The sequence below is a fragment of the Edaphobacter sp. genome, assembly GCF_035763405.1.
In the GTDB taxonomy this organism is placed as follows: Bacteria; Acidobacteriota; Terriglobia; order Terriglobales; family Acidobacteriaceae; genus Edaphobacter.
Window position 1 is genome coordinate 14722 of record NZ_DASUBE010000108.1, and the last position, 23613, is coordinate 38334.

Consider the following 23613-nt stretch of genomic DNA (forward strand, 5'->3'; position numbering starts at 1 on the left):
GCGATGACTTACTGGAGGATGAGTTCGCGCGGTTTCAAGACGGTTGTGCTGCTGGGGTGTCTGCTGCTCTGCACAGGCCGCGTGCGCGCGCAGTCAGGGCCGTTCGAGCAACACGTCGCTGCTGCTGTGCAGGCACAGTCGGCGGGAGATGTGACGGCTGCGATTGCTGAGTACAAGGGTGCGTTGGCGATTCAACCAGGAGCGGCTGAGATCTGGGCCAATCTGGGGTTGATGCAGCACCAGGCGAAGGACTACTCGGGCGCGATGGCGAGCTTTGTCAAAGCGCATCGGCTCCAGCCAAAGCTGTTTGTGCCTGTCTTCTTTCTCGGGCTGGAATGTCTGGATGCGGGCAGGCTGGCGGAAGCCGTCGGCTATCTTGCTGCTGCGAGGAAGATGAAGCCGGATGACTGGAACGTTCCCATGTATCTGGGGCGGGCATATTTTGAGATGAACAGGTTTGACGATGCGGTTGGGGCGTATTCGGAAGCGACCAGACTGAACGCTGCAAACGGCGAGGCGTGGTATCGGCTGGGCATCGCGTATCTCAAGTCGGCGGAGCAGGACTCTGGCCGTCTCGCAGGGATGAGTCGCCAGTCGCCATATTTTGAGGCGTTGGCGGCGGACTCGTTCAGTAGTCAGAACAAACTAGACCGTGCTGTTGCAGCTTACCGCAGTGCATTAGCTGCTCGGAGCCATCCTCCGTGTATACGGTCTTCGCTTGGGCTGGTGCTGGTTCGTCAGAATAAACTTGCCGATGCCGGAGCTGAGTTCGAGCAGGACATGCACGCCGGCGGATGTCTTCAGGCGCAGCTCGGACTGGTGCGGATCGCGTTAGAGAAAGGTCCCGCGAATGCGCAGCTCCCGTTGCTGGGCGCAGTCTGGAAGGTGGATCGCGGGTTTGCTCAAAGCCATGGTGCGCTTTTGACGGAGGGGCTGACTTCCGATCAGCTAGCGAAGCTCAATCAGAGCCTTGCGGCGACGGACTTTCCAGGACTCTCGTCTGAAGAAGCCGTGGAGTTGCGGGCTTCGGTTAATGGCGTGCAGAGTGGCGCAGCACATCCCACGGCTGCATCGCGCGAATGGCGCCAAACATCAGCAGACTCTGCGACTGAGGATTTTGCAGGTGGACGGTATGAGCGTTGTGTGAGCGATCTGCGCGGCGCCCATGTACTTGCCGCTTCCGGGCTCTCTACGCTGGCGGCCTGCGCTTTTTTTACGGGAGACTACACGGCGACGCTTGATGCGGCGAGGCGGCTTGTGCGCAATCGTGAGACGCAGGACGCGGGGTTGTACTGGTCTGTTCGCGCACGACAGGCGCTGACGGTGGAATGCCTGTTGCGTGCGGGCCAGACTTCTCCAGATTCGCTTCGACTGCACGAACTGCTGGCGGAGAGTTATCGAGACATGGGCAGGTATGGCGCCGCAGAAGCGGAGTACGAGACTGCATTGAAGATTGCTCCTGATGCATTCGCCGTATTGCTTGGCGCGGCGGCAAACTATCTGCAGGAGTACAGAATCGAGTTGGCGGACAGGATGATTCGACGGGCACTCGATCAGAATCAGTCCGATCCAGAGGCGAATTACATTATGGGTGAAGTGCTTATGGACGAGCACCATCTTGATGAGGCTGAGCCGCACCTGAAGATTGGCTTGTCTGCGAAGCCGGAGCTGGTGCCGCGCGTTCATGCGCTGCTGGGGCAGATCTACGCGAGTCGCGGGGAAGATGCGCGTGCCATTGAAGAGTTGAAGTTGGGTGAGGCGAGCGATGATGATGGATCCGTTCATTTTCAGCTTGGCAGGCTGTATCAGAAGACGGGTCAGACGAAATTGGCTGCTGCCGCGTTTGAGGAGACGCACCTGATTCAAAATAAAACGCGCAATCAGCAGTGAACGGAGGCAGACTGCGCGGAGTCGCGGGGATGCCTGGTGCGCGCTGATGCGCTCCGATGGCGATAAAATGGAGCTATGCCCAAGAAAACCACAGGCTATACTGACGACCACGCAAAAGCTGGCCTTGATACGAAGTTTCCTTCGATCGAGACCTTTCAGAACCAGTTTCAGGCTTACGAGATTCTGGTTGACGATCCTGAGTTCACCTCTGTCTGTCCAAAGACCGGTTTGCCGGATTTCGGCCGCATCACGATCCGCTACATGCCACGCAAGCGATGTCTGGAGCTGAAGTCGCTGAAGGAGTATCTCTTCACATATCGCAACCTCGGCATCTTTCAGGAGAACATCGTCAACCAGGTGCTCGACGATGTTGTGAAGGCGGCGAATCCGGTGTGGGCGAAGGTTGTCGGCGACTTTCGTCCGCGCGGCGGCATTTCGACGATCGTTGAGGCGTTTTATCCTCGTCCGAAGAACTCGAAGGGTCCGCGCGGCTGAGTCGGTTTTCATCAAAAGATGCTTCTCACTCCGCATGATCGTCTGTTTGTTTTGACTGGCGCGGGCATCTCTGCCGAGAGCGGTCTTGCTACGTTTCGAGGATCAGGCGGACTGTGGGACGGTCATCGCGTAGAAGAGGTTGCCACGCCTGAAGCGTGGGAGATCAACCCGGCGCTGGTCTGGCGGTTCTATTCGCAGCGACGACGTGATGCGCTTGACGCCCGGCCCAACGCTGCGCATTTTGCGCTTGCGCAAATCGAGCAGCGGCTTATGCAGGAGAGCGGCAACTTCTACCTTTGCACTCAGAACGTTGACGATCTCCACGAACGAGCGGGGTCTCACCGGCTTCACCACATGCATGGCTCGCTCTTCGAGTCACGCTGTGTCCGGTGCGAACAGCCGTTTCCCGACAGGGCTTTTCACGAAGATGCAGACTGCCTGCCGAGGTGCGGGATATGTGGTTCGCATGTTCGTCCGCATATCGTTTGGTTTGGCGAAATGCCACTCGACATGGACGCTATTTACCGCGAACTCAATCTGGCTACGGTATTGCTGGTTGTCGGGACCTCCGGCTCGGTCTATCCTGCGGCGGGACTGGTCCACCTTGCGCGCGCCCGGAACATCCGCACGGTGTATGTCGGCCCCGAAGAACCGCAGAATGCTGATGCCTTCAGTGAGATTGTTCTGGGACCTGCTACTCAGGTGCTGCCTTCGCTTTTCTCGTAGCGGAGGTGCTTCGGGTTTGCGTTACTTCTGCCTTCGATAGGTCTTCAGTGTGTCGAGTGCGTAGAACGTGCCGCGCCAGATGACTCCACGGTTGATGAGAGTGGTCATGGTGGAGCGCAGCAAGGAGTAAATGAATAAAGCTGCTCCAGCAGGAAACGCCACAGCGTACCAGGGTGAAATGCGCGAGTGCCGCCGTGAGACTAGATAGAGTCCGATAACAGATGCGAGAGTCAGAAGGGCGGGAATCAGAGTTGCCGGCAAGAAGAGCCATGCGAGTGGGGACAGACAAAAGAGCACAAGCCATAGAACGGTCAACAGTGTCAGCGTGGTGCTGAAGCCGAAGACGGCGAAGAGGTTTTTTGTCATGACGTTGACGATGCCAAGCGCGCCCGAAGCCCAGTGCAGCATAATCATGCCGGGAGCGATGGCTACGCGCTGACGCAGGCCGGCTTGCTTGATGCGGCGGGCGAAGTTGAGGTCTTCGAGTATCTCCATGCGCAACGCCTCGAAGCCGCCGAGTTGCCGGTAGGCTTCGGAGCGGACGAGGCAGAATGCGCCGATGCCGACCGAGTCGCGGATGTTGCGCGGGTTCGCCGCCAGCCACGGGCGCGTGGCCCACAGGCCCATGATTTGCAGATAACCAAGCATCATGCCTTCGCCCGTGCTTTGGATGATGGGTGTGGGGAAGATAACGAAGTGGTCCGCACTGGTTGCGACCGCCTGAGCGAGCGAACGGCGCACAGCTTCTGGATGGAAGCGGACGTCGCCATCGGTGAAGAGGAAGTAGCCCGGGCGCGCGATGGCGTTGGCGTGGCGAGCGGCGAGGGCCATGGCGTGGGTTTTGCCGAGCCAGTCTGGCGGAAGCCCGGTGACGTGGAGGGCGGTGAGCCTGTCGGGGTGAGCGGCGGCGAGTGCGTCCATGATGGCGCCGGTTGTGTCGGTGGAGCGGTCATCGACTGCGATGATGTGCAGGTTGCTGTAATCCTGATGGAGCAGAGACTCGAGCGCTGCGGCGATCTCTTCTGCTTCGTTGCGTGCCGGGACGATGGCAACGATGGTGGGGCTGCCTGCCGGTGTCTGGTCATGTTGCGGGTTGAACAGATTGGGAATTCGCGGCAGGCCCCGCGCGGCTCCGGCCAGCTTCCAAAGCCACGCCAGCGCAGTAAGCCATGCAATGACTTCGACAGCGAGCATCATACAGCGACGGCTTCCGAGGAGTGCAGCGGTGGCGCGTAGTGCGAGCCGATATAAAAGATCACTGCGGCCAGCAGCATCGTAATCAGCGTCGAACCAAGGCCCATGTTGAGCGTGGAGTGGTCGCTGACTGTTCCGATGATGCGTGGACTGATGGCGTCGCCGAGCGCGTGGATGATGAGAAGCTGGCCGGCCATGGCTGTGGCGCGAATCTCCGGGCGCACCGCGTTGAGCGTTGCGGCGTTGACGGGGCCGGTACCGAGGAAGATGAGAAAGATGGCGACGGCAAGAGCAGGGAGTGTGAACTGCTTTGGCCCGAAGAAACAGACGAGTGCAGGTGGCACGGCCGTGGCCGCGCTGATAGCCGGGACCAGATAAAGCGCCTTCGGATTTCGCATGGACCACTTCTGTGCGATGACTCCGCCCGTGATGGTGCCGCCGAGGCCGGTGACGACGGTGATTGCGCCCATGAGGAACGCGGCGGAGGATTCGCTGCGGCCATCGACGCGCTGAAGGAAGGAGGGCATCCACCAGGAGATGCCGCCAAGAGAAAACGTAACGGCGGCATAGCCGAGGATGGAGCAGAGATAGGCAGGGTTTTTGATGAGCGAGAGGACGGTGCCTTTTTCGAGCTTCGCCTTTTCGTGCTGGCTGGCTCCGCGCTCCGGTTCGCGCATGAAGAGGGCGATGAGGATTGCAATGATGGCTCCAGGAACGGCGGAGACGATGAACGACATGCGCCAGCCGTGATGCTCGCCTACGACGCCGCCGACGAGATAGCCAAGCGCCGCGCCCACTGGGATGGCTACGTTGAAGATGGTCAGGACGCGGTTGCGCTGGTCTTCGGGATAGAAGTCCGCGAGGATGGCGGGAGCGAAGATGCCGAAGCTGGCCTCGCCGATGCCGAGCGCCGCGTGCCTGAGGTTGAGCGAGTCGTAGGAGTGGACGTGGGCGGTGAAGAAGTTGATGCCGCTCCAGAAGAGTGCGGCGATGACGATCATGGGTTTGCGCGGGAAGCGGTCGCCGAGCCAGCCTGTGATGGGGGAGGTCGCCATATAGGCGACCATGAACCAGAGTGTGAGCGAGCCGATTTGCGCGTCGGTGAGGTGGAACTCGCCTTTGATCTGCTCCTGCACGCCGGGCAGGATGTAGCGGTCGATGTAGTTGACGAAGTTCAGCGCGGTCAGGAGCACCAGAGCGGTGGTCGCGCCGGCGACGGAGGTGAAGTTGCGCGAGGGTTTGTTCGCAAAGGCCATCTCTCGAAGAGGATAGCAGTGGAAGATGATTTGCGGGATGGTGGCCCGGGCAGGAGTCCTGACGGGTACCGCGCGATGGGGATTTGTGGCGTGTGGTGGCCCGGGCAGGAGTCCAACCTGCGACCTTCGCGTTAGGAGTGCGCTGCTCTATGCAACTGAGCTACCGGGCCATGGGAGAGGTTCGAAGCGTACGTCAGGGGCTAAAACCCCTTCGAACGTTGATCTTTGAGCGACACGGCTGAAGCCGTGCCCTTAAACAGATGCGCATCAAACCGGCTGCCGTGACTAGTCTATCGTGAAGTCTTCGCCATGCCGGAATGGTAAACTTGAGGATGGAGACTTTATGCCTGAAATTGAGCGTAGACGTGCGGTAACGGTGAACATTGGCGGGGTGCGCGTCGGGTCGGACGCTCCGGTTGTGGTGCAGTCGATGACCAATACCGATACGGCAGATGTTGAGAGCACGGTGCAGCAGGTTGCCGCGCTGGCTCGCGCGGGGTCGGAGATGGTGCGCGTGACTGTCAATAACGAGGACGCCGCGAAGGCTGTGCCATACATCGTCGAAGGCATTGCCAAGAAGGGCTGGACGACGCCGATCATCGGCGACTTCCACTACAACGGGCACTTGCTGCTGACGAAGTATCCTGAGACGGCCAAGGCGCTGGCGAAGTACCGCATCAACCCGGGCAACTGCTCGATTGGGCGCAAGGATGATGAGAACTTTCGCACCATGGTCGAGGTGGCGGTGAAGCACCAGAAGCCTGTGCGCATCGGCGTGAACTGGGGTTCGCTGGACCAGGCGCTGCTGACGAAAATGATGGACGACAACTCGAAGCTGGCTGACCCGCTGCCTGCGCGCGATGTGATGATGGAGGCGATGGTGGTCTCCGCTGTGGACAACGCTGCCGCCGCCGAACGGTACGGGCTGCGCCGTGACCAGATTATTCTGAGCGCGAAGGTCTCGGGCGTGCGCGACCTGATTGACGTCTACACGGAGCTTGCCCGGCGCTGCGACTACGCGCTGCACCTTGGCCTGACCGAGGCAGGTATGGGCATGAAGGGCGTTGTTGCCTCGACTGCCGGGCTTGCGCCGCTGCTGCTTAAGGGCATCGGCGATACGATTCGCGTGAGCCTGACGCCTACTCCCGGCGGCGACCGCTCCGAAGAGGTGCGCTGCGGCCAGCAGATTCTACAGTCGCTCGGCATCCGCAGCTTCATGCCGCAGGTGACGAGCTGCCCTGGCTGCGGGCGCACCACCTCGACCTACTTCCAGGAGCTTGCCGAGCGCATTCAGGGCTATCTGGTGGCCCAGATGCCGGAGTGGAAGAAGGTCTACCCGGGCGTCGAAGAGCTGAAACTGGCCGTCATGGGCTGCGTGGTGAATGGCCCGGGTGAGTCGAAACATGCCAACATCGGCATCTCGCTGCCGGGCACGTTTGAGGAGCCGAAGGCCCCGGTTTATGTGGATGGCAAGCTCTATACGACGCTTAAAGGCGACCGGATTGTCGAGGAGTTTCAGGTCATTTTGGACGACTACGTGGAGAAGCGTTACGGCAAGGTGCTCGTCGGGGCCTGATTTGGCGCATCCCGCAGGTTTTTGCAGCATCGTATCTCTGAACCATACTTGCGTCCTGTGCTCGAAAGATAGCCGAACACGCGAGAAACAAGGAGTATCATCAGACCGTGCCGAAATATTCCATCGTCGTCCCGTTCCACAACGAGGAAGATAACGTCACCACGCTCTACGACAGGCTGAAGGCCGTCATGGAGCATGTCGGCGAGACGTTTGAACTGGTGCTGGTTGACGACGGATCGCGCGACCGCACATATCGTCTGCTGGAAGAGATTGCTGCGGTGGACTCGCGTGTGCTGGTGATCAAACTGCGCCGCAACTTCGGCCAGACCTCCGCGCTTGCGGCCGGTTTCGACCACGCGCAGGGTGAATTCGTGCTGGCCATGGACGGCGACCTGCAGCACGATCCGAACGAGATTCCAAACTTTCTGGCGAAGCTGGAAGAGGGCTACGACGTGGTGAGCGGATGGCGCGCTCAGCGTGGCGATAACTTCATCATGCGCCGCATTCCGTCGCGCGCGGCCAACTGGCTGATGGCCTACTTCAGCGGGGTAAATATCCACGACTTCGGCACTACGTTCAAGGCGTACCGGCGCGAGGTCATCCAGAACATCCCGCTCTATGGCGAGATGCACCGCTTCATCCCGGCGCTGGCGAGCTGGTTTGGGGCGAGCATCTGCGAGATTCCTATCTCGAACCCGGCGCGCGAGTTCGGCAAGAGCCACTATGGCATCTCGCGCACATTCCGCGTCTTCTTCGACCTGCTGACGATTCGGTTTCTGCTGCGCTATATGACACGGCCACTGCACTTCTTTGGCACCATCGGCGCATTGGGCATGGCCACTGGCTCCGGGCTTGCTGCGTGGCTGCTTATCCTCAAGCTGGTGACTGGCCAGCACATTATGGATATGCATGGGCCGATCTTCGTTATCGCGGGGATCCTCATTCTGGCAGGCATTCAGATGATGGGCATTGGCCTGCTGGGCGAGCTTCAGGTCAGGCACTTCTATACGGCCTCTCACCGCGCTCCATATGCCGTGGACCGCATCCTGAGGCTGCGTTCGGAAGAGAGCCTGCTTCAGTAGCGCGGAGTTGATTAACTCCACGAGTGTTCCCTCAGATGCTGAAGAGACTGCCGAAAAGTCCATCCGTCGGCAGGCCGGTGCTAAAGCTCCAACGACGCATGAAGCATCTAACGCACGGGTAAACCCATGCTTTAAGCAGAGCGAGGTTTTCCGCCCCTGTGAAGCCATTCCCCTTCACAATCAGGATTGATTCAGTATTTTCCTAATGAGAGTGTTCCTGCCTGGCTAACTCTTTCTGAAAGGCACTTTCGGTTTCGGCGACGTATGCTTTGTAGCCTGCCGGATCGATGAATGGGTTTGCGGCACCTTCTTTCAGACGGGGCAGTTTGTCCTCCATGTCGAAGTAGCTGCCGTGCGCGCCCAGAAAGACGTCGCAGGGCAGAGATTTAAGCACGCGAAAGGTCTTTTCGTAGTCCTGGGCTATCTGCGGGTACTGCGTGTTGTCGACGAGCTTGTAGCCGGGGCCGGAGTTGACGTTCGGGCTGCCGACGATGACGACGTTGTAGGTTTTGCCACTGTCTTTAACCTTCATCGTCCATGTGGTGCATCCTTTGGTGTGTCCGGGTGTCAGGTGGGCGACGAGCACTGTGCTGCCGAGCCGCACTTCGTCCCCGTCGTGCAGAGCGCGGTCCACCTTTGCAGGAGGATATTGGCCGCCAGCCCAGTTGCCATAGGCAAAGTCCTTGCGACCGCCTGACTCGACCACCGGAACATCTTCGGCCATCACCATGTATTTCGCCCCGGTCTGCCTGATGATTTCGGCACTGCCGGCATCGTGGTCGAAGTGTGCGTGGCTGATGAGCAGGATTTTGATGTCCTTGTAATGAAAGCCGAGTTGCTCGATGCTCTTGCGAATCTGCGGAGGCGAGTTTTCGAGGTCGCTGTTAATCAGGATGTTTCCCTGGGGGGTGACGATCAGGTATGAAGCCAGACCCTTGCTGCCGACGTAGTAGACGTTTCCGATGATGTGAAAGGGAGTCTGCGGCGTGCTCCATTCAGGGTTTGATTGTGCGGCAAGGCCGCAGGAGAGCGCAAAGGTGAGGAGCACGGCACGAAAGAGCATGACCAAGGATAACGCCCGTGACGTGCCGTTTTGGCCCCATGTGCCAACGAGACCTGTTGCCTCCGTTACACTGCCATCAGTGCGAATCCTGATCTATGGCTTGAACTATGCGCCCGAGCTGACGGGCATTGGTAAATATACGGGCGAGATGGCTGAATGGCTGGCCGGGCGCGGACATGAAGTGCGCGTCGTGACGGCGCCTCCGTATTATCCAGCGTGGAGTATCCGCGAGGACTATCGCGGAAAGGCGTACCGCATCGAGCGCGGCGGTGTGGGCACGCCTACGGTGTTTCGCGCACCGCTCTATGTGCCGGCGAAGCCCACGGGCCTGAAGCGCGTCGCGCACCTGGCGTCGTTTATGTTGGGCAGTCTGCCGGTGATGCTGGGACAGGCGTTCTGGCGGCCTGAGGTCGTCTTCACGGTAGAGCCAACGTTTTTCTGCGCGCCGGTCGCTCTGGCGGTGGCGCAGGCTACAGGGGCGGCCTCGTGGCTGCATGTGCAGGACTTCGAGGTGGACGCGGCGTTCGACCTGGGACTGCTGCCTTCGCGGGGCCTGCTTCACGATCTGGCGCTCGGGTTGGAGCGATTGTTTACCCGGGGGTTTTCGCGGGTATCGAGCATCTCGTCCAAAATGACGGAACGGGCGGAAGCCAAGGGTGTCACGAGGGAGCGTATACGACTGTTTCCAAACTGGGTGGACGTCGGGGCGGTCTATCCCCGGGGTCGCGCGGTGGGCAATCTTTTTCTTCGGGAACTGGGTCTGGAGAGAAAAATTGTTCTTCTTTACTCGGGCAATATGGGGTCCAAACAGGGGTTGGACGTGCTGGCCCCGCTGGCCCAATGGTTTGAAGGAGATGCGCGGGTTCACTTCATCTTTTGCGGAGACGGGGCCTTCCGCCCCCAGTTGGAGGCTCTGGTCGCCGGGTATCCAAATGTGACCCTGCTGCCGCTTCAGCCCATGGAGCGCCTGAACGAGCTGCTCAACGCAGCGGACATCCATCTGTTGCCGCAGCGCGCCGGGGCGGCTGACCTGGTGATGCCCTCGAAGCTGACGGGAATGCTCTCGAGCGGGCGGCCTGTGATCGCTACTGCTGATGCTGGAACGCAGGTGGCGAAGGTGGTTGAAGGCAGCGGGGCGGGGCATGCCTGCGGGCTCGTCGTCCCGGCTGAGGACGGCGTTGCGCTGCACGAGGCGGTTGCCCGGCTCGTGGACGATGCGGCGCTCAGGCTGCGGTTAGGTGAGAATGCGCGCCGCTATGCGGTCGAGCACCTGGGACGTGACCAGGTGCTCGAGCAGTTTGAGCGAGAATTGCGGGAGCTAGCGTGAGGCCTGGCTCGGCTCGAATTTGACCGAGTTCAGGATGGCCTTCATGCGGTTGCGCACGGAGTTCAGCTCGTCGGGCGTGATGTCGCGCGCGCCGCTGACCTCGCCGCCGCAGTAGGTATTGATGACCATGTCGAAGCGGTAGCAGGCATCGTCACGCATGGCGGTGTAGATCTCATCGCGTGCCTCGGTGCAGATGACGCCGTGCTGATCGTAGCCGTGTTCAAAGGTCACGCCGTCGATGCTGGCGGTTCCCGCCTTGCGCGGCGATTTCTCCGTGGCCTGCTTGCTGCATTCGGCTGCGGTGGTGTGGGGCGTGACGCTGAAGTAAAAGAGAGCGCCGCTGAAGGTGGAGGTGGGGTGAGGATTGAAGGCGATGGTGGCCACGGCGCGCATCTTCGTCGAGCGCAGAGCGGATCGCGCGTCGAGGTTGAAGGTGCTGACGTCGGAGTCTTTGCGGGTCAGGTTCCACGCGGTCGGAACGTTGAAGGTGACGCCGTATCGCTCGTCGTGGAAGACGCGGGCAGGCGGGCTGGCAGGATCAGGCACTGCGGCAGGCGGACGCAACAGGGGCGGCTCGCCGATTCCTGCGATGGGCTGGGACATGCCCGGCGTGGCGGCTGTGGCGCGGCTGGCACTGGGCTTTTGCAGCGATGGCTGCGACTCCACGGTAGCGGCTGGAGCAACGCAGGGCAGAGAGGCCAGGAGAAACAGAGGTGCAACAACTCGGACAATGGATTTCATAGTTGCCTTCTTTGGTGCCTACTGGGCGGAAATCCGAGGATTAGCGATGGTGTAGGCCACGTCCGTGAGCAGGTTGATCGCAACGTAGGTCAACCCCACCGCGAGAATGCAGCCTTGCACTAAAGCATAATCGCGGTTGGAGATGGCAGACAAGGTCAATCTCCCGATTCCCGGCCAGCTAAAGATCGTTTCCGTCACAATAGCTCCTGCAAGCAGGCTGCCAAACTGAAGGCCGATGATGGTCAAAATCGGAATCAGGGCGTTGCGGAGGGCGTGGCGGTACACAATGCGCCGCTCCGGGACGCCTTTGGCACGCGCCGTGCGGATGTAATCCTGGCTAAGTTCTTCCAGCATCGCGGTTCGGACCATGCGGGTGAGGATGGCCGCCAGCCCCATGCCCAGCGTAAGTGCAGGCAGGATAAGGTGTGCCAGGAAGCTCGGCAGGGTGCCGTCGCCTGCGCCAGAGACGGGAGTCCAGCCCATCTCGATGGAAAAGATCAGGATCAGAATAGGGCCTAGCGCAAAGTTGGGAAAAGACAGCCCGATGAGCGAGACCACTCCGGCGGTACGGTCCTGCCAGCGGTTGAGATGGAGCGCCGACCAGATACCTGCCGGGACCGATGTGCCGATCCCGATGAGCAGCGCCGCCAGTGTCAGAGCCAGTGTGTACGGATAGCGTTGCAGCACCAGGTGCGTTACAGAGTCGTGCAGGCGGAGCGACTGTCCCATGTCGCCGTGAAGCAGCCCTTGCCAGTAGTGCAGATATTGCAGGCGGAGCGGCTGGTCGAAGCCATAGGCGTGGCGCAGGGCCGAGATGTCCGTGGCGGTTGCCCCCTCGCCCAGCATCTGCACTATGGGATCGCCCGGTACGATGTGGATGAGCAGAAACACAATCGTGACGACGACCCAGATAACTGGCAGCGTGAGTAAGACGCGGCGCAGCGGAGACCAGTATTTGAGCACCTTGCGGGCTCGCGATGGATAGACGGGCATGGTTTGGAGTGTGCTCATGCGTTGGTCTCTTTGCCGTTTGCCGCGGCAGATGAAAGCGCCTTCGGTACGGGCAGGTCTTCTACGCTGACGCGGCTGATGCGTCGGCCTGCCATCTCCGCGACGGTGTAGCGGCGTCCGCTGTATTCGATCGACTCGCCTACATCGGGGATGCGGCCCATCTGCGCCATCAGGAACCCGGCCAGCGTTTCGACGCCGGTCTCGCGGGGAAAGGTCCAGTGCAGTTGCGTGCCCAGGTCGCGTAAGGTCGTTGTACCCTCAAGCGACATCACGCCTGCGGTCCTGAGCAGCGACGATTTGGCAATATCGAACTCGTCTTCCATCTCGCCCACGATCTGCTCGAGCGCGTCTTCGGCGGTGACAAGGCCGACGGTGGTGCCGAACTCATCGACCACAATCGCAATGTGCCGGCGGCGCTCCTGAAACTCCTGTAGTAGTTCCATTGCAGATTTTGTCTCGGGCACAACGGTCAACTCGCGCATGACCTGCCGCAGGGTCAGTCCTGAGTCTCCCTTGCCGCCGAGCGCGAGCGCCACGCTGCGAAAGTGCATGAGCCGCGAGATGTCCTTGGAGTAGACGATGCCGATAATCCGCTCCGGACCGCCTGCCGGATCGTAGACGGGCACGCGCGAGTGCTGCTCTTCGACGATGCGCGCGCTGGCACGTTCGAGCGAGAGATCGGCGGGGAGCGAGAAGATTTTGCCGCGCGGCGTCATAATCTCTCGCACCGTCACGTGGTCCAGCTCGATTGCGCGATGGATGATCTCTTCCTGAAATACGGGTAACAGTCCCATGCGGCGAGTGGCTGTTGCGATGAGCTTCAGCTCCTGCGGAGAGTGCACCGCGCCTTCGCCACGGAGAGGGGCGCGGAAGAGTTTGAGCACCTGAGCAGCGGAAGCGTTCATGAGTGAGATAACAGGGCGCGTCATGCGGATGAAGACGTCCATCGGTGCGGCTACGGCCAGGGCGATACGCTCTGTTCGTTCGAGCGCCAGGGCCTTGGGGACCAGCTCGCCCAGGAGCACCTCAAAGTAGGTAATCAGCGCAAAGGCAAGAATGACGGCAACGGTGTGGGCGTAGATCACAGCGTGCGGGGGCAGTGTGTGAAGCCAGCTCTGGCCGAGTTGAAGGATGACGTCCGCGAGTGCAGGCTCGCCAATCCAACCGAGCGCGAGTGCGGCCAGCGTGACTCCAAGCTGTACGGCGGGGAGGAAGTCGTCGATTGCGTGCTTGAGTTGGAGGACAGTGCGGGCTCCAGGGCGTCCGGCGGCAATGAGCTGCTGCACGCGCGTCTCCCGCACGCTGACGATGGCGAACTCCGCCGCGACAAAGAAGCTGTTGGCCAGAATGAAGAAGGCCACCATTATCACGCGGAAGAATACCCACTCGGACATGTATGCCAGTGTAATGGCTCGCGGAGTGCGAGACGCCGGGTAGCTGGTCATCCTTACGGATATTCAGCAGAGCTGGGAACTTGCGCTTCTCCGTCTACTGACTGCATTCTGGGTACGGATGAACGACACGATCATACTCAAAGCGGGGTTGCTCGACCGGGCGAAGCAGCAGCCGCTGGCTGCGCTGGGGCTGGTGCTGCTGGCGATCTTTGTGGTCTGCGCCGTCTTTGCGCCGTGGCTTGCGCCGTATGATCCGGCACGGCTTGACCTGGCCGGAAGATTGATGGCGCCGAGCGGCGCGCATTGGCTCGGCACGGATGAGCTGGGACGCGATATTTTGTCGCGCACGATCTATGGAGCGAGGATTTCGCTGATTGTGTCGGTCAGCGTGGTGGCGCTTTCGCTTGCGATTGGGCTGGTTGCGGGCGGGCTTGCGGGCTTTTACGGTGGATGGATCGACACGGTGATGAACATCTACGTGACGAATGCGTTTATGTCGTTGCCGGGGATTCTGCTGGCGATTGCGTTTGTCGCGTTCGTGGGACCGGGGCTGTTCAATGTGGTTCTTGCGCTGGCCATCTCGGGATGGGTGGGATACGCGCGGCTGGTGCGCGCTCAGGTGATGGCGGTGAAGGAGCGCGAGTTTGTGGAAGCGGCGCGCGCGTTGGGGGCCAGCGACTGGCGCATCATGTGGCGGCATGTGTTGCCCAATACGGTGCAGCCGCTGATTGTCCAGGGGGCGATTGGCATGGCGGGCGCCGTGCTGGCGGAAGCAACGCTGAGCTTTCTTGGTTTGGGCGTGCCTCCGCCTGCGGCAAGCTGGGGGGCGATGCTGAACGATGCGCGTTCGCACCTGTTCGATTCGCCACACCTGGTCTTCTTCCCGGCAATGGCGGTGATGCTCACCGTGCTGAGCTTCAACTTCATTGGCGATGCGCTGCGCGATTATATGGACCCGCGCACGCGGCTTGAGGCGGGGATGTAGCGATGAAGATCGGCGTTATCTCTGACACGCACGGCCTGCTGCGGTCTGAAGCTTTGACTGCGCTCGCCGGCGTCGATCACATTCTGCACGCGGGAGATGTAGGCGACATTGCAATACTCGCTGTACTCCGCAGGATTGCGCCGGTCACGGCGATCCGGGGCAATATCGATACCAGCGGTCCCTGCGCTGCGTTGCCTGCGACGGATTTTGTTGAGCTTGGCGGAAAGATTTTTTACCTGGTGCATTCAGTCAAAGACCTCGACATCAACCCTGCGGTCGCGGGCGTGGCAATGGTGGTGAGCGGGCACTCGCACAAGCCCTTGCTTGAGGAGCGCAACGGCACGCTTTACCTGAACCCGGGAAGCGCCGGTCCGCGCCGCTTCGACCTGCCCGTGAGCGTCGCTACGGTCGAGATCGCCGGGGAGATCGATGCGCGCATCATTCGACTGACAGTGGACTGATTTCCCGAACGGGAAAGGATGCGGTCAATCGGCGCGTTTGTGATTGACCCGTCGTCTCGCCGCTGGCTTAGAGCGTGCGCTTGAAGAGCGGAGTTGCGATAAGGAGCGAGGCGACACCGAAGAGGGTGAGGAAGCCGAGATCGGGCCAGATGGCAGTGAAGCCTCCATCTTTGAGGAGGATGGATTTGAAGCCGTGGACCGCATAGGTGAAGGGATCGATTGCAGCGATGGCTTTGAGCCACGGCGGAAGGCCGGAGACGGGCGAGATGGCTCCGCTGGGGAAGAAGAGCAGCGTGTTGAGGACGCCGAACATGGCGCGCGGTACAAGCGGATCTTCGACGCGCACCATCATCAGGAACATCATGCCATTGAAGGCAATGGAGATGGCGACGATGAGCAGCGAGAGCTGCACGAGCGCCATGGGATTGAAGATGACTCCGAGGCCCGAGAGCAGCGTGCCGATGACGGTGAGGCTGACGCCGGAGAGGATGGCCTTGATGGCTCCGGCGATGTTGAGGCCAAGCACGAGTTCGAGCCGCGTGATGGGCGTGACGAGGTAGCCTTCATGAACTCCCCGCGCTTTGTCGTCGATGTACAACATGCCGCCGCCGATCATGACGGCGACGTACATGGCGAGCGCGATGGAGCCGGAGAGCAGGTACTTCATGTACTCGACGTAGGGGTAGAGCTCGACGATCTTGAGCGTGATCTGCTGGACGATGTAAGGCTGGATGATGGGCTCGTTGAGTGCCTGGACGAGCGACTGCATCTCGGCTTCGAGCGCGGCGCTCATGACCTGGTCGGTGTTATCGACGACGAGGCCGATGGAGGGTGAGTCACCGGCAAGGACGCGGCGGGAGTACTGTGCGGGGATGATGACGGCTCCGTCGATCTTGCCGTTGCGGACGTCTTCGCGGGCCTGCTGCTCGTTCTGGTAGGGCACGGTGGTGAAGGTGCGGATGTTGACGGCGATTGCGTTGAAGGCTTCGTGAATCTTGAGCGCCTGCGAGCCGCGATCGTAGTCGACAACGCCCATGCGGGCGTTGCGGATCTTGCCGCCGAAGGCGTGGCCGAGGATGATGAGCTGAACCAGCGGCAGGGTCATTGAGACCATCATCAGTGCAGGCGAGCGGAAGAATTTACGCATCTCGCGTTCGACGATTGCCCACATTCGTTGCATGGCTGAACTCCTTCTGGGCGGTTAAGGTTGCATGCCGGGGCGCGACGGCATGATGAAGCCTACGGGTTTGATTTGTTCGTCGCGGAGCTGGCGACCGGTGTAGTGGACGAAGACATCGTCGAGCGTGGTGTTCTGCACGTTGAGGGACTTGAGCGTTTCGTTGAAGCTGACGGCCATCTCGACAAGCTGCGTTGTTGTGAGCGAACCGTTGGACGTGAGGACTCGGTACATGGCGGCTGATTGCGACTTCACGCTCGTGACGCCGGCGAGGCGTTCGAGGCGCTCAGGCCACTGAGGGGACTCGTGGGAGAACTGGACTTCGACGACGTTGTTGCCGGGGACGCTGGCCTTGAGTGCCATGGGGGTGTCGAGCGCGACGAGCTTGCCGTGATCGACGATGGCAATGCGGTCGCAGAGGCGGTCGGCCTCGTCCATGTAATGAGTGGTGATGAGCATGGTGAGGCCGCGCTGGTTCTTGAGGTTGTTGAGCATCTCCCAGACGGCGACGCGCGAGACGGGATCGAGGCCGGTGGTGGGCTCGTCGAGGAAGAAGATGCGCGGGTTGTGGACGAGGCCGCGCGCGATTTCGAGGCGGCGGCGCATACCGCCGGAGAGCGTTTTGGTTTGCGCGTCGCGCCACTTGGTGAGATCGACGGCTTCGAGCAACTCGTCGATGTTGCGGCGGCGCGTGGCTTTGGGGACCTCGTAGAGTTTGGCGTAGATGGAGAGGTTCTCTTCGACGGTGAGGTCGATGTCGCTGGTGAGCGCCTGCGGGATGACGCCGATGAGGCGGCGCACGGCGTCGGAGTCCTTCATCACGTCACGGCCTTCGATGAGCGCCTTGCCCGCGGTGACGGGGATGAGCGTCGTCATCATGCGGATGAGTGTGGACTTGCCTGCGCCGTTGGGGCCGAGCAGGCCAAAGATCTCGCCGTCGGCCACGTCGAAGGTGACGCCGCGCACGGCCTCGAAGTCACCGTAACGCTTGAAGATGTTTTGGACCGAGATGGCTGGAGTGGTCATTCCGGTCCTCTATTTGTTGACCAGCTTGTCTTTGGGGACATAGACGTAGGCGAGCATTCCGGGCACATACTTCATGCCGGGGTTGTCGATGAGAAGTTTGAGGCGGATGGTTTCGATGTCGCGCTTGCGCCGGCTGACGTCACGCTGCGTGGCGAAGTCTCCTTCGGCTGACTTGGCGATGACTTTGCCTTGGGTGGTTTCGCCGCTGGGCATGACGACGCGGAGCGAATCGCCGAGCTGCACGGCGGTGGCTTCGGTCTCGGGCAGCGGGGCGTAGACCCAGGTCTGGGTGAGGTCTGTGACGGTGACGATGGGCGTGCCTGCTGCAACCACTTCTCCGACGCGACCTGCGAGGACGTTAACTTTGCCGGTGATGGGCGAGACGACGTTGGCGTAGTCGAGTTCGATCTGCGCCTGCTGAAGCTGCGCCTGGGCGCTCTGCATGTCGCTGCGGGTAGAGGCTACGGTTTTTATGGCTGCCTGCGCCTGAAGCGTGTTGGCAACGGCGACCTTGAGCGAAGCTTCGGCGGCGGCGACACTTTGTCGGGCGGCATCGACGGCCGCCTGCGAGGCAGCGAGCGAGGCCTTGGCTTCGTCGCTGGCCTGCTGGCTCATGACTCCCTGCGCGGCGAGCGCGATGGTGCGGTGGCTGTCGGCTTGCTGATGTTCGTAGTTGGCCCGAGCCTGTGCGAGCGCGGCCTGTGCGACTTCAAGCTGCGCGCGAGCGTTGGCCACCTGGCTGGCGGTGCTGCCTGCGGTCTGACGCGCGGTGTCCTGTGTCTGCTGTAACTTGAACTTCTGGCTGAGGGCAGTGGCCTGGGCGGCGTTGCGCGCAGCGGCGAGGTCGTCGCTCTGGATAGTGGCGACCAGTTCTCCTGCTTTGACGTCGTCCCCTTCGTTGATGGTGAGGGTCTGGATGCGGCCGGGAATGCGCGAGCTAAGCACGACTTCGTTGGCATCGACGGTGCCGATGAGTTGCAGATCGTTGATGCGCGGTGTGGTGTAGAAGTACCAGAAGACGGCGAAGACGAGCAGGATGGCCATCAGCACGAGGATCCGATTGCGTGCGTTCATAGGTGCTTTCTCCAGGCGGGGAGTGTCTTGATCTTTGGCATGGGCATGTCAGCGAGGACACGGTGTGCTAGTCCGGCGCCGTGAGCGCGGTCGGTGAACAGGGCGTTGCCGAGGAATTCGATGACGGATTTGCGTCGTACGGCGATGTTCGCAGGCGTGAGGGGATCGACCGAGAGCGAGAGGCTGACCATGGGCGCGCTGAGGAAGTAAAAGACGTTTGCGCCGAAGGCTGAGTAGAGAACCTGAAGCCAGTCGACGGGAAGAAGTTCGCCGCTGCGGACGCCCTCCTTGACGAGATTCTTCATCCGTTCAAGCATCGGTGTAAAGACGGTTCTGGCGAGGACAGGAATGGATTGGCTCTTGCCCTGCTTGAAGCGGACCATCTCCTGCTGCATGAGGTTCTGAAACTCGTGCTGGGTGAGCAAGCGGTCAAAGTGGTTGAGCGCGGCGCGCAGTAGCAGTTCACCTGCACTGGCTTTGATGTCGAGAGCGGCGAAGGCGCTTTGGACGATCTTGCCGGCGACGGCTTCCAGCGCCGCCGTGTAGAGCGAGTTCTTGCTTTTGAAGTAGTAGTAGAGCAGGGCCTTGTTGACCTTGGCGGCTTCGGCAATGGCGTCGGTGCGCGCTCCGGCGAGACCGTGGGTGCTGAACTCCCTTATAGCTGCGGCGAGTATCTTCTGCCGGGTCAGGTCGGAACGGTCCTGCTGGTGCGGGTTCGGTTTGATGGGCGTCATTGATTAACCGGTTGGTTAAAACTATACCGCAGATCGATTTTCGGGGTGGAAGAAAACAGGCGATCGTCGGGTAGCTTTTGAGGGATAGTATGAGCTTTCCAGATGTGTGGTGGAGAAAGGTATCTCATTGCTTACCCTGGGTGTCCGGGTTGTGCGGATAGGGAAGACCGGCACACGATATGATGCAAACTGCGGCAGGTGGCCGGTAAACTGACTCCAAAGGAGAACCCCAGCTTGAAGAAAGCCCTTATTACGGGAGTCACAGGTCAGGACGGTGCCTATCTGGCAGAGTTTCTTCTTGCCAAAGGCTACGAGGTGCATGGCATTAAGCGCCGCTCCTCGCTGTTCAATACGGCTCGTATCGATCACCTCTACGAGGACCCGCACAATCCTTCGCCACACTTTTTTCTCCACTATGGCGACCTGACCGATTCCTCTTCTCTGATTCATATTGTCCAGAAGGTGCAACCTGACGAGATCTACAATCTTGGCGCTCAGTCGCATGTTCAGGTCTCGTTCGAGCAGCCGGAGTATACCGCTGATGCCGACGCCATAGGCCCGTTGCGCCTGCTTGAAGCCATTCGCATTCTGAGGCTGGAAAAGAAGACGAAGTTTTATCAGGCGAGCACGAGCGAACTCTACGGGCTGGTGCAGGAGACGCCGCAGTGTGAGACGACTCCGTTTTATCCACGTTCTCCTTATGCCGTAGCCAAACTTTACGCATACTGGATCTGCGTGAACTACCGCGAGGCTTACGGTATTTACGCATGTAACGGAATCCTGTTTAACCACGAGTCGCCTATGCGCGGCGAGACTTTTGTGACGCGCAAGATTACACGTGGACTGGCACGCATCAAAGCAGGGCTGCAGCGGCAGCTTTTTATGGGCAACCTGTCCGCTCTCCGCGACTGGGGACATGCACGCGACTATGTGGAGATGCAGTGGCTGATGCTGCAACAGGAGAAGCCGCAGGATTATGTGATTGCGACCGGCGAACAGCACAGCGTCCGCGAGTTTATTGACCGATGCGCGAACCTGCTGGAGATGAATCTTGCGTGGCAGGGAACCGGTGTCGATGAAAAGGCGGTGGACGGACAGGGCAATGTTGTCGTCGCCGTGGACCCGCGCTACTTCCGGCCAACCGAGGTTGAGACGCTTCTGGGCGATCCGTCCAAGGCGAAGCGTGAACTAGGATGGACGCCACGGACTTCCTTCGATGAACTGGTGCGCGAGATGATTGATGCGGACTATAAAACTGCTCAGCGCGATGCGCTGGCGCTTGCGCATGGATTCAACGCCTTCAGCGTGCGCGAAACGTAGCGTGGTGAGTCTGAAGATCGGTGAAGAATAGGACGGGCCTTCGGCCCTTGGTTTTGTTCCGTAACGTTAACTGGGGCGTTGCCCCAGGCTGGTATAGAGTGGGCCTTTGGCCCTTTGCAAATGAAATGGATCTCTGCAGGTTAGGCGAATTCAAGACGTTCCACACTTGATAGCTTTTCACTCTGTTATCCGACAAGAACTGACGATGAAAATAGATTCACGCATCTACATTGCCGGTCATCGCGGGTTGGTAGGCTCGGCCATCTGCCGCGAGCTTGAGCGACGGGGATATACGAATATTCTGACGCGTACTCGTCAGGAACTCGACCTGCTCGATACGGTTGCGGTCAACAACTTTTTCGCCAAAGAGAAGCCGGAGTACGTGGTGCTGGCGGCGGCGAAGGTGGGCGGCATTCTGGCTAACAATACCTATCCGGCCGAATTTATCCGCGACAACTTGATTCTTCAGACGAACATCATCGAGGCCAGCCGCATGAATCATGTAGAGCGGCTGCTCTTTCTTGGTTCATCTTGTATCTACCCCAAGCTTGCGCCACAGCCTATTCCTGAATCGGCTTTGCTGACCGGGCCGCTGGAGCCGACGAACCGTCCTTACGCCATCGCGAAGATCGCAGGTATCGAGATGTGCTGGAGCTACAACAGGCAATACGGAACGAAGTATCTGGCGGCGATGCCCACGAATCTGTATGGCCCGAACGATAACTTCGACCTGGCGAACTCGCATGTTTTGCCTGCACTGATTCGCAAGACGGCAGAAGCGGTTGCTGCAGGAGACGACACGGTGACGGTGTGGGGTACCGGCACTCCACGCCGGGAGCTGCTGTACTCGGATGACCTCGCGCAGGCGTGTGTCTTTCTCTTGAATCTGGACGACGCTCGTTATGGCAGTCTTCTTTTGGAGGACGCCCCGCCGCTGATTAACATTGGCACGGGTGAGGACGTTACGATTCGCGAACTGGCCGAGACGGTGGCGCGTGTTCTAGGCTTCAAGGGGAGGCTTGTCTTTGACCACTCGAAGCCTGACGGGACTCCTCGCAAGCTCATGGATGTCAGCCGTTTGCACCAACTTGGCTGGCGTCATGCGACTGAACTGGAACAGGGAATCCGGCTGACGTGGGAAGCGGCCCGCAAGCAACTCTCCTTCAAATAAAAGCAGAAGCAATTCTAGATTTTGCCGATAGGGGTTCAGGGGAAGTGTGTGCTCACACGAAAGTGCTATCTGCCAACCCCATAGCGACACCCTAGAATCACGGCAATGCGAACCGCTTCTTCAATCCGCATAAAGAGATCTCTTGGAGCAGCGCTCTGCGCGCTGGCCGCAGCCGGGCTGCTCCTTTGCTCGACCCCAACGGTTAGCGCTCAGATGTATTCCGAAGTCGATTTAACCGCGGGTGGACAGTATGTGGCCGAACAGTTTCTGTTCGCCGCCGCCAATCAGGAACGTGCCGCGCTTGGACTTCCTGCGCTGCATTTGAATGAGGCACTCTCTCAGGCTTCGGCCCAACATGCCGCGCAGATGGCCGAGCACGAAGACATCTCGCACCAGTTTGCGAACGAACCCGATCTGGAAGAGCGCGGCGCAAGCACCGGCAGTCGCTTCAGCATGATTGCCGAAAATGTTGGCGAGGCGCCGAGTTCGATCATTATCCATAACCTGTGGATGAACTCGCCTCCACACCGTGCGAACCTGCTGGACCCGGAGGTCAACTCCATCGGCATCGCGGTTGTTGAGCGTGACGGCGAATTCTATGCGGTTGAAGATTTTGCTTCCACAGTCGAGCCGCTTACCTTTGCCGAGCAGGAAAGCACGGTTGGGAAGATGCTTGCCAGTTCCGGGATGAACGTTGGCGATGCCTTCGCTCTTGCGCGCATCACCTGCGCCATGCCGAGCGGCTATGCGGGCGCGCGCAGACCGAGCTACATTGTGCGTTATACCGCCGCAACGCTGACCGATCTTCCGGAGGCGCTCAAGACACGGCTTAGCTCCGGCAAATATCATCAGGCGGCGGTTGGAGCCTGTGCCGACTCGCGCAAAACCGCGTTTACGGCTTATAACATCGCCGTGCTGCTTTATCCCTGATTTTCCCGCAGTAAACTAAACAGTTGCCGCAGCAACGCCGGCCTTTGCCAGCTCCTCGGCTGAAGCCGGCGGCGTCGGCTCCATCTCCAACAGATCATTGAAGCGATTGAAATAATTGAACAGGCCGATGGCGGCCATCAGCTCGACGATCTCGCCTTCGCTGAAAAAGCTGCGCAGACGCTGGAACTCTGCCTCGCTGTATGCGTGCGCGTCGAGCGTCATGACCTCGGCCAGATGGATGGCCACCTTCTCGCGCTCGGTGAATTCGCGGCTCCCGTGGGCGTCCCGCAGCGCCTCCAACTGTGTGTCGGTCCAGCCCAGGTTGCGGCAGATCTTTGTATGCGACGCCAGACAATAGGGTGTCCGATTAAGCTGAGAAGTCCTGACGATGGCCAGCTCTTTGAGCGCCTTGGGCAGTGTGCCTGTGTTGAGCACCGCTTCCATGTGCGCAATGATGGTCGCGAAGATCTGAGGTCGGTGCGCCATGGTGCGAAACATATTGGGCACGTTGCCGCGGTCGCGCAGGTAGCGGTCGTAGATGGTGACAGACTCCGGCTGGACCTCGTCGCGTGTGAGACGTGAGATGCGTGGCATAGCGGAACCCCTTTCAAATGCTCGTTTCTCCGCATCATATCGCTGTTGGGGTCGGGCTGCCACGCTGTTGGGGCCTCCCGGTCGTTCGCCTACGACCGGCTCATCCGCATTTGTCATAAATGTCATGGCGCAGCGCGTGAGTCCCTCCGCGTTCCGCTACACTCCTGCGGAGGCAATCCTTTTTGGGTTCAATGAGCTACAGAAGGCATCCTTTGTGATCTCAATCACTGTCGGATTCGGCTCATAAAACGCTAGAGGCGGCTCGCAAAATCGGCGTCGCGTTGTGTGCACTTTTGACCAGAACTGATATAGCGTCGGATCGGATCATCATCGCAGGCGGTCACAAACCGCGACTTCACGCCACAAACCGATCGGAGGTCGCTTGT

General features: G+C 60.1%; 22 protein-coding genes and 1 tRNA gene. 11 read left to right on the plus strand and 12 right to left on the minus strand.

What is annotated here, in order from left to right; all coding sequences use genetic code 11:
- Positions 1–3: 3 nt before the first annotated feature.
- The 3 genes from VFU66_RS11090 to VFU66_RS11100 all read left to right on the plus strand — a co-directional run bounded on the left by VFU66_RS11090 (position 4) and on the right by VFU66_RS11100 (position 3111).
- On the plus strand, positions 4–1890 hold the full coding sequence (locus VFU66_RS11090; protein WP_326446318.1) for a tetratricopeptide repeat protein: 1887 nt from the start codon (positions 4–6) through the stop codon (positions 1888–1890).
- 75 nt (positions 1891–1965) lie between these two features.
- Positions 1966–2385: a preQ(1) synthase gene (gene queF / locus VFU66_RS11095; protein ID WP_326446319.1), complete on the plus strand. Its 420-nt coding sequence runs from the start codon at positions 1966–1968 to the stop codon at positions 2383–2385.
- An 18-nt stretch (positions 2386–2403) separates the two neighbouring features.
- Positions 2404–3111: an SIR2 family NAD-dependent protein deacylase gene (locus VFU66_RS11100; protein ID WP_326446320.1), complete on the plus strand. Its 708-nt coding sequence runs from the start codon at positions 2404–2406 to the stop codon at positions 3109–3111.
- Between the two features lie 21 nt (positions 3112–3132).
- Here the strand turns inward: VFU66_RS11100 and VFU66_RS11105 are convergent, their stop codons facing one another.
- The 3 genes from VFU66_RS11105 to VFU66_RS11115 all read right to left on the minus strand — a co-directional run bounded on the left by VFU66_RS11105 (position 3133) and on the right by VFU66_RS11115 (position 5731).
- Entirely contained in the window at positions 3133–4308 is a 1176-nt protein-coding gene (locus VFU66_RS11105; RefSeq protein WP_326446321.1) for a glycosyltransferase, read from the minus strand.
- The gene (locus VFU66_RS11110; protein WP_326446322.1) at positions 4305–5561 is read right to left on the minus strand and encodes a spinster family MFS transporter; all 1257 of its coding nucleotides are present in this window, start codon (positions 5559–5561) and stop codon (positions 4305–4307) included. The genes VFU66_RS11105 and VFU66_RS11110 overlap by 4 nt, the downstream gene beginning before the upstream one ends.
- 93 nt (positions 5562–5654) lie before the next feature.
- A tRNA-Arg gene (locus tag VFU66_RS11115) sits at positions 5655–5731 on the minus strand.
- A gap of 173 nt (positions 5732–5904) precedes the next feature.
- On the opposite strand from VFU66_RS11115, the gene ispG reads away from it, so the two are divergent.
- Both ispG and VFU66_RS11125 read left to right on the plus strand, forming a co-directional pair.
- Complete coding sequence (gene ispG / locus VFU66_RS11120) at positions 5905–7137, plus strand: flavodoxin-dependent (E)-4-hydroxy-3-methylbut-2-enyl-diphosphate synthase (RefSeq protein WP_326446323.1); 1233 nt, start codon at positions 5905–5907, stop codon at positions 7135–7137.
- A gap of 107 nt (positions 7138–7244) precedes the next feature.
- Positions 7245–8219 (plus strand): glycosyltransferase family 2 protein, encoded by a 975-nt coding sequence (locus VFU66_RS11125; protein WP_326446324.1) that lies wholly within the window; start codon positions 7245–7247, stop codon positions 8217–8219.
- Between the two features lie 202 nt (positions 8220–8421).
- Here the strand turns inward: VFU66_RS11125 and bla are convergent, their stop codons facing one another.
- Positions 8422–9282, minus strand: coding sequence for a subclass B3 metallo-beta-lactamase (gene bla, locus VFU66_RS11130; RefSeq protein WP_326446325.1), 861 nt, complete (start codon positions 9280–9282; stop codon positions 8422–8424).
- Between the two features lie 79 nt (positions 9283–9361).
- Between bla and VFU66_RS11135 the strand changes: the two genes are divergently transcribed.
- Positions 9362–10609, plus strand: a complete 1248-nt coding sequence (locus tag VFU66_RS11135; protein WP_326446326.1) for a glycosyltransferase WbuB — start codon at positions 9362–9364, stop codon at positions 10607–10609.
- Here VFU66_RS11135 and VFU66_RS11140 read toward each other — a convergent pair.
- Genes VFU66_RS11140 through VFU66_RS11150 form a run of 3 tightly spaced genes read right to left on the minus strand, consistent with a single transcriptional unit; the run spans position 10601 to position 13755 of the window.
- Entirely contained in the window at positions 10601–11350 is a 750-nt protein-coding gene (locus VFU66_RS11140; protein ID WP_326446327.1) for a hypothetical protein, read from the minus strand. The two genes, VFU66_RS11135 and VFU66_RS11140, sit on opposite strands and share 9 nt — an antisense overlap.
- Positions 11351–11368: 18 nt before the next feature.
- Positions 11369–12343 (minus strand): ABC transporter permease, encoded by a 975-nt coding sequence (locus tag VFU66_RS11145; protein WP_326446339.1) that lies wholly within the window; start codon positions 12341–12343, stop codon positions 11369–11371.
- Positions 12344–12357: 14 nt separating this feature from the next.
- Positions 12358–13755, minus strand: coding sequence for a hemolysin family protein (locus tag VFU66_RS11150; protein ID WP_326446328.1), 1398 nt, complete (start codon positions 13753–13755; stop codon positions 12358–12360).
- A gap of 118 nt (positions 13756–13873) precedes the next feature.
- Here VFU66_RS11150 and VFU66_RS11155 point away from each other — a divergent pair, with 118 nt between their 5' ends.
- The gene (locus VFU66_RS11155) at positions 13874–14740 is read left to right on the plus strand and encodes an ABC transporter permease (RefSeq protein ID WP_326446329.1); all 867 of its coding nucleotides are present in this window, start codon (positions 13874–13876) and stop codon (positions 14738–14740) included.
- A 2-nt stretch (positions 14741–14742) separates the two neighbouring features.
- On the plus strand, positions 14743–15201 hold the full coding sequence (locus VFU66_RS11160) for a metallophosphoesterase family protein (RefSeq protein ID WP_326446330.1): 459 nt from the start codon (positions 14743–14745) through the stop codon (positions 15199–15201).
- Positions 15202–15268: 67 nt separating this feature from the next.
- Here VFU66_RS11160 and VFU66_RS11165 read toward each other — a convergent pair whose 3' ends face one another.
- Genes VFU66_RS11165 through VFU66_RS11180 form a run of 4 tightly spaced genes read right to left on the minus strand, consistent with a single transcriptional unit; the run spans position 15269 to position 19212 of the window.
- Positions 15269–16381, minus strand: coding sequence for an ABC transporter permease (locus VFU66_RS11165; protein ID WP_326446331.1), 1113 nt, complete (start codon positions 16379–16381; stop codon positions 15269–15271).
- A 21-nt stretch (positions 16382–16402) separates the two neighbouring features.
- Positions 16403–17404, minus strand: a complete 1002-nt coding sequence (locus tag VFU66_RS11170) for an ABC transporter ATP-binding protein (protein WP_326446332.1) — start codon at positions 17402–17404, stop codon at positions 16403–16405.
- 9 nt (positions 17405–17413) lie between these two features.
- A complete protein-coding gene (locus VFU66_RS11175; protein WP_326446333.1) occupies positions 17414–18478 on the minus strand; it encodes an HlyD family secretion protein in 1065 nt (354 codons plus the stop codon).
- Positions 18475–19212, minus strand: coding sequence for a TetR/AcrR family transcriptional regulator (locus tag VFU66_RS11180; protein ID WP_326446334.1), 738 nt, complete (start codon positions 19210–19212; stop codon positions 18475–18477). Before VFU66_RS11180 ends, VFU66_RS11175 begins: the two co-directional genes overlap by 4 nt.
- Before the next feature lie 234 nt (positions 19213–19446).
- Between VFU66_RS11180 and gmd the strand changes: the two genes are divergently transcribed.
- The 3 genes from gmd to VFU66_RS11195 all read left to right on the plus strand — a co-directional run bounded on the left by gmd (position 19447) and on the right by VFU66_RS11195 (position 22633).
- Positions 19447–20532, plus strand: coding sequence for a GDP-mannose 4,6-dehydratase (gene gmd / locus VFU66_RS11185; RefSeq protein ID WP_326446335.1), 1086 nt, complete (start codon positions 19447–19449; stop codon positions 20530–20532).
- 205 nt (positions 20533–20737) lie between these two features.
- Positions 20738–21703 carry a GDP-L-fucose synthase family protein gene (locus VFU66_RS11190; RefSeq protein ID WP_326446336.1) on the plus strand — a complete coding sequence of 322 codons (966 nt, stop codon included), beginning with the start codon at positions 20738–20740 and terminating at the stop codon, positions 21701–21703.
- A gap of 213 nt (positions 21704–21916) precedes the next feature.
- Entirely contained in the window at positions 21917–22633 is a 717-nt protein-coding gene (locus VFU66_RS11195; RefSeq protein ID WP_326446337.1) for a CAP domain-containing protein, read from the plus strand.
- 15 nt (positions 22634–22648) lie between these two features.
- Here VFU66_RS11195 and VFU66_RS11200 read toward each other — a convergent pair whose 3' ends face one another.
- The gene (locus VFU66_RS11200) at positions 22649–23227 is read right to left on the minus strand and encodes a carboxymuconolactone decarboxylase family protein (RefSeq protein ID WP_326446338.1); all 579 of its coding nucleotides are present in this window, start codon (positions 23225–23227) and stop codon (positions 22649–22651) included.
- Positions 23228–23613 lie beyond the last annotated feature (386 nt).